The sequence below is a fragment of the Paenarthrobacter sp. NPDC018779 genome, assembly GCF_044391085.1.
Classification (GTDB): domain Bacteria; phylum Actinomycetota; class Actinomycetes; order Actinomycetales; family Micrococcaceae; genus Arthrobacter.
The window spans coordinates 1-14,981 of sequence record NZ_JBIRZS010000041.1 but is presented as its reverse complement, the minus strand read 5'-3'; the positions used below and the strand labels follow the sequence as shown (position 1 = coordinate 14,981).

Here is a 14,981-nt window from a genome sequence, read left to right as displayed (position 1 = left end):
TCGATCATCGTCCCTGCCATCCCAGTCGTGGATTCAGACACGGCCGTCTCCTTCGGATCAGGCCAGACCCCACACACCGTTATTCAGACAGTCCCGCCAACCACCCATGGAGGCGAGAGTCCCGGATCGCCAAAGGGCGGTCGGCGAGAGCCTCGGCCAGAATCGGGCGGTTCGGTGAGAGAGCGTCCGCCGGAACGGGCGGTTCGGTGAGAGAGGAACCGTCAGGACGGGGCGGTTTGGTGAGAGAGCGTCCGCCGGAACGGGCGGTTCGGTGAGAGAGGGTCCGCCGGGAAGGGGGGCGGTGAGAGAGGGTCCGGTAAAACGGGCGGTTCGGTGAGAGAGGGTCCGGTAAAACGGGCGGTTCGGTGAGAGAGCGTCCGGTAAAACGGGCGGTTCGGTGAGAGAGGGTCCGGTAAAACGGGCGGTTCGGTGAGAGAGGGTCCGCCAGGAAGGGGGGTTCGGTGAGAGAGGGTGCTAGAGGACCTTGCGGATCGTCTCTTCGAAGCTCACCACGTGATGGAGGGCCAGGCTTGCGGCGCGGTCCTCGTCTCCGTCGGCGATGGCCGTCAGGAGCTCGGCGTGCTCGGAGATGTGCCCCGAGACCGAGGGCATCTTCTCCAGCATGTGGCACCAGATGCGGGTGGCGAGGTTGTCATACCGGATCAGGACGTCCTCAAGGTGCGCGTTGGCCGAGGCTTTGTAGATGAGCCGGTGGACCTGGATGTCGTAGCGCATCAGCTCCTGCGAGGAGGCATCCTGGCCTTCGAGATCCCGGATGGCCGCAGCAACATCGCGGAGCTCCGCACGCATCGCCGGACTGGCCATGCGTGCTGCCTTGCGGGAGGCCAAGGGTTCCAGCAGTTCGCGGATTTCGGAGACTTCGGCGAGCTGGGTGATATCTACGCCAGTGGCGAAGGTTCCGCGACGGGGGTAGGACACCACCAGGTGGTCGCTTTCCAGGCGCTTGATGGCTTCACGCACGGGTGTGCGGCCGATGCCGAGCTCGGTGGCGATCTGGCCGTCATTGATGGGGTCGCCGGGCTTGATGTCCAGCATGATGAGCCTGTCGCGCAGGAGCAGGTAGGCGTTCTCCGCCAGGGACGTACCCTGCGGAGCTGTTTCCAAAGCTTCCAGTGCTGTGCTCATTGCCTTCTCCCCGGTGCCGTAATCCCGCCTGCTGGATAAGTTGCCGCAGACCTGTTGACGACCATGTGACCTCCAACATACTATGGCAATAGTTCTAATATATCAGTTGGCTAATAGTCAGCAATCACACGTACTTCAAAGGAGAACACCATGGTTGAACCGCTGATCCGCCCGCTCGCCCAGGCGGACCCGGAGGTTGATCAGGCGATCGCCCAGGAACTCATTCGCCAGCAGTCCACGCTGGAAATGATCGCTTCGGAGAACTTCGCCCCTACGGCCGTCATGGAAGCCCAGGGCTCGGTGCTCACCAACAAGTACGCCGAGGGCTACCCGGGCAAGCGCTACTACGGCGGCTGCGAACACGTTGATGTGATCGAACAGCTCGCCATCGACCGCTTGAAGTCGCTCTTCGGCGCCGAATACGCCAACGTGCAGCCGCACTCCGGAGCACAGGCCAACGCCGCGGCAATGCACGCGCTGATCACGCCCGGCGACACCATCATGGGCCTCAACCTGGCCCACGGTGGACACCTGACCCACGGCATGCGGATCAACTTCTCCGGCAAGCTCTACAACGTGGTCCCGTACAGCGTCCGCGAGGACACCCACACCATCGACACGGCCGAGGTTGAGCGCCTGGCCGTCGAGAACAAGCCGCAGCTGATCGTGGCCGGCTGGTCCGCGTACTCCCGCCAGCTGGACTTCGCCGAGTTCCGCCGCATCGCCGATTCCGTGGGCGCCTACCTCATGGTGGACATGGCCCACTTCGCCGGCCTGGTCGCAGCAGGTCTGCACCCGAGCCCGGTCCCCCACGCCCACATCGTCACCAGCACCACGCACAAGACCCTCGGCGGCCCCCGCGGCGGCGTGATCCTGACCAACGATGCCGACATCGCCAAGAAGGTCAACTCCGCAGTCTTCCCGGGCCAGCAGGGCGGACCGCTGGAGCACGTGATCGCAGCCAAGGCCGTGGCCTTCAAGTTCGCTTCGGAACCGGAGTTCAAGGAGCGCCAGTCCCGCGTCCTCGAAGGCTCCAAGATCCTCGCCCAGCGCCTCCTCAAGGAAGACGTGGCAGCGGCAGGCATCTCCGTTGTCAGCGGTGGCACCGACGTCCACCTCGTGTTGGTTGACCTCCGCAACTCCGAGTTGAACGGCCAGCAGGGCGAAGACGCACTTCACCACATCGGCATCACGGTCAACCGCAACGCCGTCCCGTTCGACCCCCGCCCGCCGATGGTCTCCTCCGGCCTGCGCGTCGGCACCCCGGCCCTCGCCGCCCGCGGCTTCGGCGCCGAAGAGTTCACCGAGGTCGCAGACATTATTGCGACGGCGTTGATCGCCTCGGCGGGCACCGGCACTTTGGACGACGCGACCGCCGTCGAACTCCGCAGCCGCGTGACGGCGCTGGCAGACAAGTTCCCGCTTTATCCCCACCTCGGCAATGGTGCCGGATCCGTACTCGAAGCAGAAATGATTGGAGCAGCCCAGTGAGTGTCGACCACCTCCCCGAACACCCTGACTTCCTCTGGCGCAACCCGGACCCCAAGAAGTCGTACGACGCAGTGATCGTCGGCGGCGGCGGGCACGGCCTGGCCACGGCCTACTACCTGGCTAAGAACCACGGCATGACCAACATCGCCATCCTCGAAAAGGGCTGGCTGGCCGGTGGCAACATGGCCCGCAACACCACCATCATCCGTTCCAACTACCTCTGGGACGAGAGCGCGGCCATCTACGAGCAGGCACTCAAGCTGTGGGAGATCCTCCCGGAAGAGCTGGAGTACGACTTCCTGTTCAGCCAGCGTGGCGTGATGAACCTGGCCCACACCCTGGGCGATGTCCGCGAGAGCATGCGCCGCGTGGGTGCCAACCGCCTCAACGGCGTGGACGCCGAGTGGCTGGAGCCGGACCAGGTCAAGGAACTCTGCCCCATCCTGAACACGAGCGACAACATCCGCTACCCCGTCATGGGCGCCACGTACCAGCCGCGCGCAGGCATCGCCAAGCACGACCACGTGGCCTGGGCCTTCGCCCGCAAGTGTGACGAGCTGGGCGTGGACATCATCCAGAACTGTGAAGTCACCGGCTTCATCAAGGACGGCAACCGGGTGACGGGCGTCCAGACCACGCGCGGCACCATCAACACCGAAAAGGTGGGCCTTTGCGCCGCCGGCCACAGCTCCGTGCTGGCCGAGATGGCCGGATTCCGCCTGCCCATCCAGTCCCACCCGCTGCAGGCACTGGTCTCCGAACTCCACGAGCCTGTCCACCCCACGGTGGTCATGTCCAACCACGTCCACGTGTATGTCTCCCAGGCACACAAGGGCGAACTGGTGATGGGCGCCGGCGTCGACTCCTACAACGGCTACGGTCAGCGCGGTTCCTTCCACGTCATCGAAGAGCAGATGGCAGCAGCCGTTGAACTCTTCCCGATCTTCGCCCGGGCCCACGTGCTCCGTACGTGGGGCGGCATCGTGGACACCACGCTGGACGCCTCCCCGATCGTTGGTGTCACTCCGGTGGAGAACATGTTCGTCAACTGTGGCTGGGGAACCGGCGGCTTCAAGGGCACCCCGGCAGCGGGCTTGACCTTCGCCCACACCATCGCCACTGGTGCTCCGCACAAGCTCAACAAGCCCTTCGCACTGGAACGCTTCGAAACCGGCGCCTTGATCGACGAACACGGCGCCGCAGCCGTGGCCCACTAGCCAGGACAGGACAGGAAAGACATGCTCCTTATCTCATGCCCCAACTGCGGGCCGCGCGACGAAACCGAATTCCACTACGGCGGACAGGCTCACGTCCCCTACCCGGAAAACCCGAACGACCTCACGGACCTGGAATGGGCGGAATACCTGTTCTACCGCGAGAACACCAAGGGCACCTACGCCGAACGCTGGGTCCACAGCACCGGTTGCCGCCAGTGGTTCAACATGCTCCGCGACACCGTGAGCTACGACATCCACTCCATCTACGCCATAGGCTCGCCTCGCCCGGAGCTTGCGGTAGAAAACGCAGCAGGCCAGGCCGGCGCACCCGGCCTCGCCCCCGGCGCCCCCACCACGTCCACCTCCCCGGAAGGAGCCCAGAAGTGACAAGCCAGAACGCCCGCCTCGCCACAGGCGGCCGCATCGACCGCAGCATCACCTGGCGGTTCACCGTGGATGGCCAGGAATTCGTTGGCCACCCCGGCGACACCATCGCTTCGGCCCTCCTGGCCAACGGCCACGTCAACGCCGGCAACTCCCTCTACGAGGACCGCCCCCGCGGCATCGTCGCCGCAGGCGTCGAGGAGCCCAACGCACTGGTCAAGATCGCGCCGCGTTTCCCCGGCCACGTCGCTGAATCCATGCTCCCCGCCACGGCAGTCTCCCTGGTGGACGGACAGAGCCTCGAGCTCCTCTCCGGCCTGGGCAAGCTTGACCCGGCCGAGGACAAGGCCGAGTACGACAAGAAGTACGTCCACACCGATGTTCTGGTGGTGGGTGGCGGTGCTGCCGGTTTGGCAGCAGCCCGCGAGGCAGTCCGCACCGGTGCCCGCGTCATCCTGATCGACGACCAGCCCGAGCTCGGCGGTTCCCTGCTCTCCGGCTCCACCGCTGAGGGCCTCGCCGAGACCATCGAAGGCAAGCCCGCCCTGGAGTGGGTTGCCGACGTCGAGGCAGAGCTGGTCTCAGCCGAGGAATGCACGGTCCTGCACCGCACCACGGCCTTCGGTTCCTACGACTCGAACTACTTCATCGCAGCCCAGAACCGCACGGACCACCTTGGCGTTCCGGCTGCACCGGGTGTTTCCCGCGCCCGTATTTGGCACATCCGTGCTGCACAGGTGGTCCTGGCTCCCGGCGCCCACGAGCGTCCGCTGGTCTTCGAGAACAACGACCGCCCGGGCATCATGCTCGCCTCGGCCGTGCGCACCTACCTCAACCGCTACGCCGTCGCAGCCGGTCAGCGCGTGGTCATCAGCACCACCAACGACTCCGCTTACCTGCTCGCCGCGGACCTGCACGCAGCAGGCGTGCCGGTTGCCGCCGTCGTCGACGCCCGTCCGCAGATCAGCGAAAAGGCCGCTGCCGCCGTCGAATCCGGCCTCCGGGTCCTGATCGGCAGCGCAGTCGCCGACACCAGCGCAGATGAGAAGGGCCGCCTCAGCGGCGTCACCGTCCGCAGCATCAACGACGACGGCGAACTCACCTCGGGCGTCGAGCAGATTGCCGCCGATGTCCTCGCTGTCTCCGGTGGCTGGAGCCCCGTGGTCCACCTCCACAGCCAGCGCCAGGGCAAGCTGCGCTGGGACGACGAACTGGCCGGTTTCATCCCGTCCAGCGTGGTCCGCAACCAGCAGGTTGTTGGCGCAGGCCGGGGAAGCTACGAACTGCAGGACTGCCTGGCAGAGGGCATCTCCGCCGGCGCGGCCGCCTCAATCGCCGCCGGATTCGAATCCGCCGTCACTCCGTCCGAACTGCAGGCCCCCGTGGCCAGCGCCCCGACCCGCCAGCTGTGGCTGGTTCCCGCCCAGGAAGGCGAGCCCGGTGAGTGGCACAACCACTTCGTCGACTTCCAGCGCGACCAGTCCGTAGCAGACGTCCTCCGCTCCACCGGTGCCGGCATGCGCTCCGTGGAGCACGTGAAGCGGTACACCTCCATCAGCACCGCCAACGACCAGGGCAAGACCTCCGGCGTCAACGCGATCGGCGTCATCGCCGCAGCGCTCAAGTACGGCGGCGCGGACGCTGTTCCGGGCATCGGCGAGATCGGCACCACGGCCTACCGTGCACCGTTCACTCCGGTGGCCTTCGCAGCCCTGGCCGGACGCCAGCGCGGCGAGCTCTTCGACCCCGCCCGCGTCACCTCGATCCACCCGTGGCACGTTGCCCAGGGTGCCCTCTTCGAAGATGTTGGACAGTGGAAGCGCCCCTGGTACTACCCGCAGGACGGCGAGGACATGGACACCGCAGTGCTCCGCGAGTGCGCCGCAGTCCGCGACTCCGTGGGCTTCATGGACGCCACCACCCTCGGCAAGATCGAGATCCGTGGCAAGGACTCCGGTGAATTCCTGAACCGCGTCTACACCAACGCGTTCAAGAAGCTCGCCCCCGGTTCTGCCCGCTACGGCGTGATGTGCACGCTGGACGGCATGATCTTCGACGACGGCGTGACCCTGCGCCTGGACGAGGACACCTACTTCATGACCACCACCACCGGCGGCGCAGCCAAGGTGCTGGACTGGCTCGAAGAGTGGCACCAGACGGAATGGCCGGAACTCGATGTCGTCTTCACCTCTGTCACTGAACAGTGGAGCACCATCGCCGTCGTCGGTCCCAAGTCCCGTGCAGTGATCGCCAAGGTGGCCCCGCAGCTCGCCGAAAACGGTGGCTTGGAAGCGGAGAACTTCCCGTTCATGACGTTCCGCGAGACCACGCTGGCCTCCGGCGTGCAGGCCCGCGTCTGCCGGATCTCCTTCTCCGGTGAACTGGCCTACGAAATCAACGTTCCGTCCTGGTACGGGCTCAACACCTGGGAAGCCGTTGCTGCCGCAGGTGCCGAGTTCAACATCACCCCGTACGGCACGGAAACCATGCACGTGCTCCGCGCCGAGAAGGGCTACCCGATCGTTGGGCAGGACACCGACGGCACGGTCACCCCGCAGGACGCCGGCATGGAGTGGATTGTCTCCAAGGCCAAGGACTTCATCGGCAAGCGCTCCTACCTTCGCGAGGATTCCAAGCGCGAGGACCGCAAGCACCTGGTGAGCGTCCTTCCCGTGGACCACTCGCTGAAGCTGCCCGAAGGCACCCAGCTGGTGGAGAAGGGCATCGCGGTCAACCCCGCGAACGGCCCGGTTCCCATGGAAGGCTTTGTGACCTCGAGCTACCACAGCGCCGCTTTGGGCCGTACCTTCGGCCTGGCACTGATCCAAAACGGCCGCAACCGCATCGGCGAGACCCTCCAGGCTTCCCTGGGCGACCAGCTGGTGGACGTGGTTGTTGGCGAAACCGTACTTTTCGATGCTGAAGGGACCCGCAAAGATGGCTGAGACAGCAACTCCTGCAGAAACCGTTGCCCGCGTTCGTGAGGCCCGCCGCAGCCCGGCACAGCACCTCGCCGACGCCTTCGTCTCCGGTTCCGTGGCCGGCTCGGTCACACTCCACGAAATCCCCTACCAGGCCCAGGTGGGCATCCGGGTGGACAGGACGTCCGACGCCGGTACCCGGGTTGCGTCCGTAACCGGCGGCTTGCCTGCCACGTCCGGTGAGGTGGTCACCTCCGGTGCCATCAGCACCGTCTGGCTCGGCCCCACCGAGTTCCTGGTCATTGCCCCCGAAGAGTCCCACGACTCGCTCGGTGGATCCCTGGTGGGCGACCTGACGTCCGCCCTGGGCACGGACTCCGGCCAGGTGGTGGATCTGTCCGCCAACCGCACCACGTTCGAGCTCTCCGGCAGCCGCGCCCGTGCAGTCCTGGAAAAGAGCTGCGCACTGGACCTGCACCCGCGGGTCCTCAAGGCAGGCACCGCCCTTTCAACCGAAATCGGGCACATCCCGGTGGTCCTGTGGAAGACCGGCGAGGAGACCTTCCGGATTTTCCCCCGCGCCTCCTTCGCCGACTTCCTGGGTCGCTGGCTCCTCGATTCAATGCGGGAGTACGCGTCGCCTGAGGTCCCGTAATGGCACTTAGCGTGCTTGATCTGTTTTCCGTTGGCATCGGGCCGTCGTCGTCACACACGGTTGGACCGATGCGGGCGGCAAAGCAGTTCACGGACGGACTTGTTTCGTCCGGCCAACTCCCGGCCACGGTGCGCGTCCAGGCTGAGCTTTTCGGCTCCCTGGGCGCCACCGGCCGGGGCCACGGCTCGGACAAGGCGGTGGTCCTGGGACTGCAGGGCCACTCCCCCGAGACCGTGGATACCCGTACCGCGGATGACCAGGTGGCCGCGGCTGCCTTGGACGCCGAGCTGCGCCTGGACGGCAGCCACCGGGTGGACTTCAACTGGGAAGAGGACGTGGTTCTCCACCGCCGCAAGTCCCTGCCCACCCACCCCAACGGCATGACGTTCCGGGCGCTGGACCACAGCGGCGCGGTGCTCCGGGAACGGAGCTACTACTCCATTGGCGGCGGCTTCGTGGTGGACGGCGACGCCTCCGGCACGGACAAGGTGGTGCCTGACACCACAGTGCTGCCCTACCCGTTCAGCTCGGGAGATGAGCTGGTGGCCCTCTGCAAACGCGAAGGCAAATCCATCTCGGACATCATGCTGGCCAACGAGCTGGTATGGCGGTCCGAGGAGGAACTGCGCGAACGGCTCCTGGGCATCTGGGCCGTCATGCGCGAGTGCGTGGACAACGGCTGCTCAGCCGAGGGAATCCTTCCCGGAGGCTTGAAAGTGAAGCGGCGGGCGCCGTCGTTGTTTAAGAAACTGGCCGAAGCGGAAGCTTCAAGCAGCAGCGATCCCTTGCTGGCCATGGAATGGGTGAACCTGTTCGCCCTGGCTGTGAACGAAGAAAACGCGGCCGGTGGCCGGATTGTCACCGCACCAACCAACGGTGCGGCGGGAATCGTGCCTGCCGTGCTGCACTATTACACCAAGTTTGTTCCGGGCGCGAACGACGACGGTGTGGTGCGCTTCCTGCTGGCGGCGGCCGCCGTCGGAATCCTGTTCAAGATCAATGCCTCGATTTCCGGCGCCGAGGTCGGTTGCCAGGGTGAGGTGGGATCTGCCTGCTCCATGGCAGCCGCGGGCCTGTGCGAGGTCCTCGGTGGAACTCCGGAGCAAGTGGAAAACGCGGCCGAAGTGGGCATCGAACACAACCTCGGCCTGACCTGCGATCCCGTGGGCGGGCTGGTGCAGATCCCGTGCATCGAACGGAACGCGATCGCCAGCGTCAAGGCGATCAACGCCGCCCGCCTTGCCCTGCACGGCGACGGCAGCCACAAGGTTTCCCTGGACAAGGCCATCAAGACCATGCGGGAAACCGGAGCCGACATGAAATCCAAATACAAGGAGACCTCCCGTGGAGGACTCGCCGTCAACGTAGTGGAGTGCTGACCATGACTGCCATTCAATCCGAAACCGCCGTCGCTTCCGGGGCGGGGACAACCGTGGAACACGTGCTCACACTGGACTGCCCCGAGGGCCCCGGCATTGTGCACGCGGTATCCGGCTTCCTGTTGGAGCACGGTTGCGACATCATCGACAACAAGCAATTCGGCGACCGTGCCGAGGGACATTTCTTCATGCGCGTCCATTTTGCGTCCGACGGTGACGACTCAACCGTGGATGCGCTGCGGGCCTCGTTCGCTCCCGTGGGCGAGAAATACGGTATGAACTGGCAACTGGAACGCCAAGGCTACAAGCGCCGCGTTTTGATCATGGTTTCCAAGTTCGGGCACTGCCTGAACGACCTCCTGTTCAGGGCGCGGATCGGCGAACTTCCCATCGACGTCGTGGGAGTGGTGTCCAACCACCTGGACCATCAGGGGCTCGCTGAATGGCACGGCATTCCGTTCTTCCACGTCCCCGTCACCGCTGCCACCAAGCCCGCCGCCGAGGCACGCCTGCTGGAGATCATCGACGAACTCGACGTGGAGCTCGTGGTGCTGGCCCGATACATGCAGGTACTCAGCGACGACCTTGCCCGGAAGCTGGACGGCCGGGCCATCAACATCCACCACTCGTTCCTTCCGAGCTTCAAGGGCGCCAAGCCGTACCACCAGGCTTATGCACGAGGCGTCAAGACTGTGGGCGCTACCGCGCATTACGTCAACGGCGAGCTCGATGAAGGACCGATCATCTCGCAGCAGGTAGTGGAGGTGGACCACACGTTCGGACCGGACGATCTCGTAGCCGCCGGTCGGGACACGGAATGCAAGGCACTGAGCAACGCCGTTCGTTGGCACTGCGAAGGGCGGATCATCCTGAATGGGAACAGGACGATCGTGTTGAAGTAAGGCCTTGCTTCCCGCCTGCTTGCGGGGCCTCGTCCGTCGGTGAACGGACGACCACGCGGGTCCGCTGCCAGTTCGCTGTTCATTTACGGCGTCGTGGGTAGTGGACCCGCGATTTCGCCTACCGGTAGCTACAACCTCGCCAGCCGCGTGGCCAGATGCAGCGCCGCGAGCCTGCCCGTACCGCGCGGATCTCCGCCACACAGCTCGAAGATCCGCTGCAGCCGGTGGTGCATGGATTGCCGCTCCAGGTGCAGCTCGCGCGCCGCCTGGGCTGTGTTGCATCCGGAATCGAGCCAGACGGTCAGGGTCGCCAGGAGCCCGGATCGCCGCAAGCGGTCATGCTCGACGACGGCACCCAACTGCCGCTGCACGAATCCTTCGCGGGTGGCCGGGTCCAGCGACTCTCCCGCAAGCAGCTCTACGGCGAAGGCCTCCGCATCCGCGACTCCAGCATCGACGAACGGCAGGTCGAGCGTCCGCCTCGCCTCCGCGAGCGACCATGGCGCATCCTCGATCCCCTTCCCGAGTGGCCCCACGGAAAGCGCAGAACCCGCAGGCACGTCCAGTGCACGCAGCCCTTCGAGCACCGCAGTCCGCGCAGCCCCGGCGTCGGCCGGCAGGGCCGCCAGGGCGATCAGCTCAGCATTGTCCGCGTAGCTCGCGCTGTGCGCGACGCATCGGTTCAGCACATCGTCCACGGCGGAACGCAGGTGCCCGGCACCCGACGTCCGGATCACGACGGCGGCCACCGCACCATCCGCAGGGAAGCCAGCGGCCGGACCAAGTTGCTGCAGCTGCCACGGCTGGCTCCCGGATTTGATGGCACGCATGAGTTCGGTGCCGGCGAGTTCCTTCAAGCCCGGTGGCATGCGTTGCATGAGGGCCAGCCCCAGGATGTCCACAGACCGCTCCCCCGCCACGCGCGCCAGGCTGCTGTCGCCGTCGTCGGGCACATGCAACTCAAGGCGCGCCGCCAGGACGCCTCGCACCGGCACGTCCACGGAGGTGACGGAGCCGACGTCGTCCGTCGCCATCGAACCCGCGGCGCCCAGTGTCAGGCCCGACGGCGATACCAGCCGCGCGCCGACGCCCGCCTTCCCGGCCAGGACAGCCAGCAATTGGTCCAGTCCGCCGCCGTGGGCAAGTTCGGCAGCCATGGCGTGGCTCGCTTGGTCGCCCCGCTGGAGTTGCTCCACCGATTCGCTGACCAGGAGCGAGTTGATTTCCTGCATCACGCCAACGAACGGGACCACTTGCCGCAACTCGATGACAGGAAGGCCGGCAGCCTGGGCCTCGTCCAGCATTGCTTGCGGGACGCCGGGCAGGGCCGGTCCGGTCTCCAGGGCGAGCGCCGAGACTCCCCGCGCCGCCAATTCGCGGACGTAACCGGCTTGGCGCTCCCCTGTGACTCCCGCGAGCGCTTGCCCACCACTGAGGAGCAGTTCGCCGCCACTCAGGAGGGGTGCGATGTCCAGGACTTCGCTGGAGTGGACCCAGCGTACGGGACGGTCCAAGGCTCCGGGGACGTCGTTGAGGACCAGGGGTTCGGCGGCCTTGAGGCTTGGAGACGCGAGCGCTTCGCCCAGGTGAACTGACATGACACTCCGTCACTCTTTGTGGAATTCCTTTAGACACATCGTATCTTGTTGCTGTGATGTGGCGCACATAATCTGAGAGTGTCCCTTTCACACACGGAGGCTCTCCCCATGCAAGACAACCTCTCCCCCGCGCATTCGGAACCAGCTGACCCTGGCCACGCGCAGTCAGGTCCGGCAACGGCGCCGAGCCACGACAGCGAAGCCTGGCTGCAACCCATCCCCGAATCGGACCGAACCCGCAGGGTGTCCGGACAATTCTGGATCTGGGCAGGCGCCAACCTTGCGCCGATCAACTGGGTGCTCGGCGCCCTCGGCATCCACCTGGGCCTGGGCTTCGCGGATACCGTGACAGTCCTGGTGCTGGGCAACCTCATTGGCATGCTGCTCTTCGGCTGCTTTGTCCTCCTGGGCCAGAAAACCGGCGCCACGGGCATGGTCCTTGCCCGCGCCGCCTTCGGCCGACGCGGCAACTACCTCCCCGCGGCCATCCAGGCACTCCTGGTGATCGGCTGGTGCGCGGTCAACACGTGGATCATCCTGGACCTGGTCATGGCCCTCTTCGGAACCCTTGGGTGGGTGGACCCCACTGCCCATAACTACGGATGGAAGAACGGCGTCGCCACGGCAATTATGGCCGCACAGGTGGCCATCGCCTGGTTCGGCTACAAGGCCATCGCGGCCTTCGAGCGCTGGACCGTTCCGCCCACCATCCTCATCCTCGCCGTCATGTCCGCCGTGGCCTGGTTCGGCATGAAGATCGATTGGGGCTACGCCGGGCCTGCCGGCAACATCCTGTCGGGATCGGACCGTATTGCAGCCATGAGTGCGGTCATGACGGCCATCGGCATCGGCTGGGGCATCACCTGGTTCACCTATGCGGCCGACTACTCCCGTTTCGTCAGCACCTCGGTCCCCAAGCGCAAGGTGTACCTCGCGTCGGTCCTGGGCCAGTTCATCCCCGTGGTCTGGCTCGGCGTCCTCGGCGCCAGCCTGGCAACCAACAGCGGCGAAATCGATCCCGGCAAGCTGATCGTGCAGAACTTCGGCGTCCTCGCGTTGCCGGTCCTCCTCATGGTGCTGCACGGGCCCATCGCCACGAACATCCTCAACATCTACACGTTCTCCGTAGCCACCCAGGCCTTGGATATCAACATCAACCGGCGCAAGCTGAACCTCTTCGTGGGGGTCTTCTCCCTGGCGGCCGTCATCTTCTTCATCTTCCAAGAGGACTTCGCCGCAGTACTGGATGCCTGGCTCATCGGCCTGGTTGCGTGGGTTGCAGCTTGGGGCGGCGTGATGCTGGTGCACTACTTCTGGCTCGAGAAGCGCTGGCCGGCCAAGGTAGAACGGCTCTTCGATCCCGTCGGCACCCACCGGCTGCCAGTCGTCAACTGGGCCGGTATCGCGTCCCTCCTCGCAGGCATCTTCGCCACCTGGCTCTTCATGTACGGCCTGATCCCCATCATGCAGGGACCCATCGCCGTGGCCCTGGGCGGCTGGGACCTGTCGTGGCTCGCCGGTGGCCTGACCAGCGCCGCCGTCTACGCCTTCCTGGGACCGAAGGCCCACCGGAAGTTCCTGCTGGCAGATTCCAACCACGTCTCAGCCACCCAGCCCGTGCCTGCTTCCACGCCTGCTTCAACGCCGGAACCGGCAGCCTGATTACCGCGAAGGACACCTCATGAACCAGCCCGCATTCGCAGACTCCCTTCACCCGATCACCTGGCCGGAAGGCTTCAAGGCCGCCGCCTCGTTCACCTTCGACGTGGACGCCGAATCCTGCACCATCGCCCACGACCCCACCAGCACCCGACGGATGTCGCTCATGAGCCACCAGTCCTACGGCCCAAGGATCGCCGTACCGCGGTTGCTGCAGATCCTGGACCGCCAGGACATCAAGGCTACGTTCTTCATCCCCGGGTTTACGGCAGAGAGCTACCCGGACATCGTCCGCCGGATCGCCGACGGCGGCCACGAAATCGCCCACCACGGGTACCTTCACGAGCCCATGCAAGGCATCGACGCCGCGACGGAAGCCAGCTACCTCGACCGCGGGTTGGAGGCGCTGGACAAGGTTGCCGGAGTCCGACCCCTCGGCTATCGGGCTCCCTGGTGGGAGCTCAACTGGCACACCCCGGCGCTGCTGGCGGACCGCGGTTTCCTCTACGATTCGAGCCTGCTCGACGGCGATGCCCCCTACCGCCTGGCCGTCGCCGATGGTGGCGCCCGGTACGACAGTAACTCCCGGGACAACGGCGGCTTCCCGGACGACAGTGACTCCCGGGACGACAGTGACTCCCGGGACATCGTAGAGATTCCCGTCGACTGGGCACTCGACGACTGGGAGCAATATGGCTTCTACCCTGGCGTTACCGGCAGCGGTGTGATCGAGAGCCCTGCCAAGGCCTTGGAAATGTGGACACTTGAAGCCGAGGCCCACCATGCCCAGGGCAGTTGCTTCGTCCTGACCAACCACCCGTTCATCTCCGGAAGGCCGTCCAGGGCAGTCGCGTTGGAGCAATTGATCGAGCGGGTGAAAGGACTCGACGGCATGTGGGTCACCACCCTCGCTGAGATCGCTGCCCACACCAAGGCCACAGTCCAGGAGATCCACACGCTTGCAAGGATCGACGTACCGCTGTTCCCCGGAGCCGGGGCCAGGTTCCGCCCGGCCCAGGTCAAGGTTCCGGTTCTCGGCTAGACGACTCAACGCAGTGCGGAACGCCACGCGCCCGCGCACGAACACCCGGTTCCAACCACCCTTCACCTCGATGCCCCGTCTGGCATCGGGGTGAAGCGGTCCACCGTTGCCAGAGGAACGGCCTCCTGGAAGTAACCGGGAAGTGGCGGGGACATGGACGTGTACCGGTGGCCGGTGGGTGTCTGTATTTCGAAGGTCCGGCCGGGCTGGCCAGGCAGGATTGTTTGCTTTCGCTGGCTGGACTGGCCGGCTCTGCGTGCCCGAAGTGACTGCCTTGCACCACCCGCCGGAGCTGTCCCACCCACCTGAGCTGTCCCGCCCACCTGAGCGGCGCCACCCGCCGGAGCTGTCCCACCCGCCGGAGCTGTCCCACCCGCCGGAGCTGTCCCACCCGCCGGAGCTGCACCACCCACCTGAGCGGCGCCACCCAACGGAGCTGCCGGGTTCACCTTGGGCGCCTCGTGGAGTTGCTTGGTGTTCCAGCCGGGGTTCTCTTTGGTGTGGTTGCATGCTTCGCAGAGCCCTGCGCCGTTGGCAAGGGACGTCTTTCCGCCGGAGTGCCAGGCCAGGACATGGTCGTAGTGGCG

Annotated in this window: 12 protein-coding genes; 9 read left to right on the top strand and 3 right to left on the bottom strand. The window is 65.7% G+C overall.

What is annotated here, in order from left to right:
- Positions 1-474: 474 nt before the first annotated feature.
- The gene (locus ACH488_RS21580; RefSeq protein ID WP_397326643.1) at positions 475-1,146 is read right to left on the bottom strand and encodes a GntR family transcriptional regulator; all 672 of its coding nucleotides are present in this window, start codon (positions 1,144-1,146) and stop codon (positions 475-477) included.
- Between the two features lie 150 nt (positions 1,147-1,296).
- Between ACH488_RS21580 and glyA the strand changes: the two genes are divergently transcribed.
- From glyA to purU, 7 genes are read left to right on the top strand one after another with little or no spacing between them, the layout of a single operon-like run.
- Positions 1,297-2,637, top strand: a complete 1,341-nt coding sequence (gene glyA / locus ACH488_RS21575) for a serine hydroxymethyltransferase (RefSeq protein WP_397326642.1) — start codon at positions 1,297-1,299, stop codon at positions 2,635-2,637.
- On the top strand, positions 2,634-3,854 hold the full coding sequence (locus ACH488_RS21570; RefSeq protein ID WP_397326640.1) for a sarcosine oxidase subunit beta family protein: 1,221 nt from the start codon (positions 2,634-2,636) through the stop codon (positions 3,852-3,854). Before glyA ends, ACH488_RS21570 begins: the two co-directional genes overlap by 4 nt.
- A gap of 21 nt (positions 3,855-3,875) precedes the next feature.
- Positions 3,876-4,241 (top strand): sarcosine oxidase subunit delta, encoded by a 366-nt coding sequence (locus ACH488_RS21565; RefSeq protein ID WP_397326639.1) that lies wholly within the window; start codon positions 3,876-3,878, stop codon positions 4,239-4,241.
- Positions 4,238-7,183, top strand: a complete 2,946-nt coding sequence (locus ACH488_RS21560; protein ID WP_397326638.1) for a 2Fe-2S iron-sulfur cluster-binding protein — start codon at positions 4,238-4,240, stop codon at positions 7,181-7,183. Before ACH488_RS21565 ends, ACH488_RS21560 begins: the two co-directional genes overlap by 4 nt.
- Entirely contained in the window at positions 7,176-7,814 is a 639-nt protein-coding gene (locus ACH488_RS21555; protein WP_397326637.1) for a sarcosine oxidase subunit gamma, read from the top strand. Before ACH488_RS21560 ends, ACH488_RS21555 begins: the two co-directional genes overlap by 8 nt.
- Entirely contained in the window at positions 7,814-9,193 is a 1,380-nt protein-coding gene (locus tag ACH488_RS21550; protein ID WP_397326636.1) for an L-serine ammonia-lyase, read from the top strand. Before ACH488_RS21555 ends, ACH488_RS21550 begins: the two co-directional genes overlap by 1 nt.
- A 2-nt stretch (positions 9,194-9,195) precedes the next feature.
- Complete coding sequence (gene purU, locus ACH488_RS21545) at positions 9,196-10,095, top strand: formyltetrahydrofolate deformylase (protein WP_397326635.1); 900 nt, start codon at positions 9,196-9,198, stop codon at positions 10,093-10,095.
- Between the two features lie 128 nt (positions 10,096-10,223).
- Here the strand turns inward: purU and ACH488_RS21540 are convergent, their stop codons facing one another.
- Complete coding sequence (locus ACH488_RS21540; protein ID WP_397326634.1) at positions 10,224-11,693, bottom strand: PucR family transcriptional regulator; 1,470 nt, start codon at positions 11,691-11,693, stop codon at positions 10,224-10,226.
- 108 nt (positions 11,694-11,801) lie between these two features.
- Between ACH488_RS21540 and ACH488_RS21535 the strand changes: the two genes are divergently transcribed.
- Both ACH488_RS21535 and ACH488_RS21530 read left to right on the top strand, forming a co-directional pair.
- Entirely contained in the window at positions 11,802-13,355 is a 1,554-nt protein-coding gene (locus ACH488_RS21535; protein ID WP_397326633.1) for a purine-cytosine permease family protein, read from the top strand.
- Between the two features lie 19 nt (positions 13,356-13,374).
- The gene (locus ACH488_RS21530) at positions 13,375-14,394 is read left to right on the top strand and encodes a polysaccharide deacetylase (protein WP_397326632.1); all 1,020 of its coding nucleotides are present in this window, start codon (positions 13,375-13,377) and stop codon (positions 14,392-14,394) included.
- Between the two features lie 62 nt (positions 14,395-14,456).
- On the opposite strand, the gene ACH488_RS21525 is transcribed toward ACH488_RS21530, so the two are convergent.
- On the bottom strand, positions 14,457-14,981 hold a 525-nt coding region (locus ACH488_RS21525; RefSeq protein WP_397326631.1), incomplete at its 5' end, for an HNH endonuclease.

Bases quoted from the DNA above. Each gene is read 5' to 3' on its own strand.
- ACH488_RS21580 (WP_397326643.1), bottom strand. From the start codon at position 1,146: ATGAGCACAGCACTGGAAGCTTTGGAAACAGCTCCGCAGGGTACGTCC.
- glyA (WP_397326642.1), top strand. From the start codon at position 1,297: ATGGTTGAACCGCTGATCCGCCCGCTCGCCCAGGCGGACCCGGAGGTT.
- ACH488_RS21565 (WP_397326639.1), top strand. From the start codon at position 3,876: ATGCTCCTTATCTCATGCCCCAACTGCGGGCCGCGCGACGAAACCGAA.
- ACH488_RS21555 (WP_397326637.1), top strand. From the start codon at position 7,176: ATGGCTGAGACAGCAACTCCTGCAGAAACCGTTGCCCGCGTTCGTGAG.
- ACH488_RS21550 (WP_397326636.1), top strand. From the start codon at position 7,814: ATGGCACTTAGCGTGCTTGATCTGTTTTCCGTTGGCATCGGGCCGTCG.
- purU (WP_397326635.1), top strand. From the start codon at position 9,196: ATGACTGCCATTCAATCCGAAACCGCCGTCGCTTCCGGGGCGGGGACA.
- ACH488_RS21540 (WP_397326634.1), bottom strand. From the start codon at position 11,693: ATGTCAGTTCACCTGGGCGAAGCGCTCGCGTCTCCAAGCCTCAAGGCC.
- ACH488_RS21535 (WP_397326633.1), top strand. From the start codon at position 11,802: ATGCAAGACAACCTCTCCCCCGCGCATTCGGAACCAGCTGACCCTGGC.
- ACH488_RS21530 (WP_397326632.1), top strand. From the start codon at position 13,375: ATGAACCAGCCCGCATTCGCAGACTCCCTTCACCCGATCACCTGGCCG.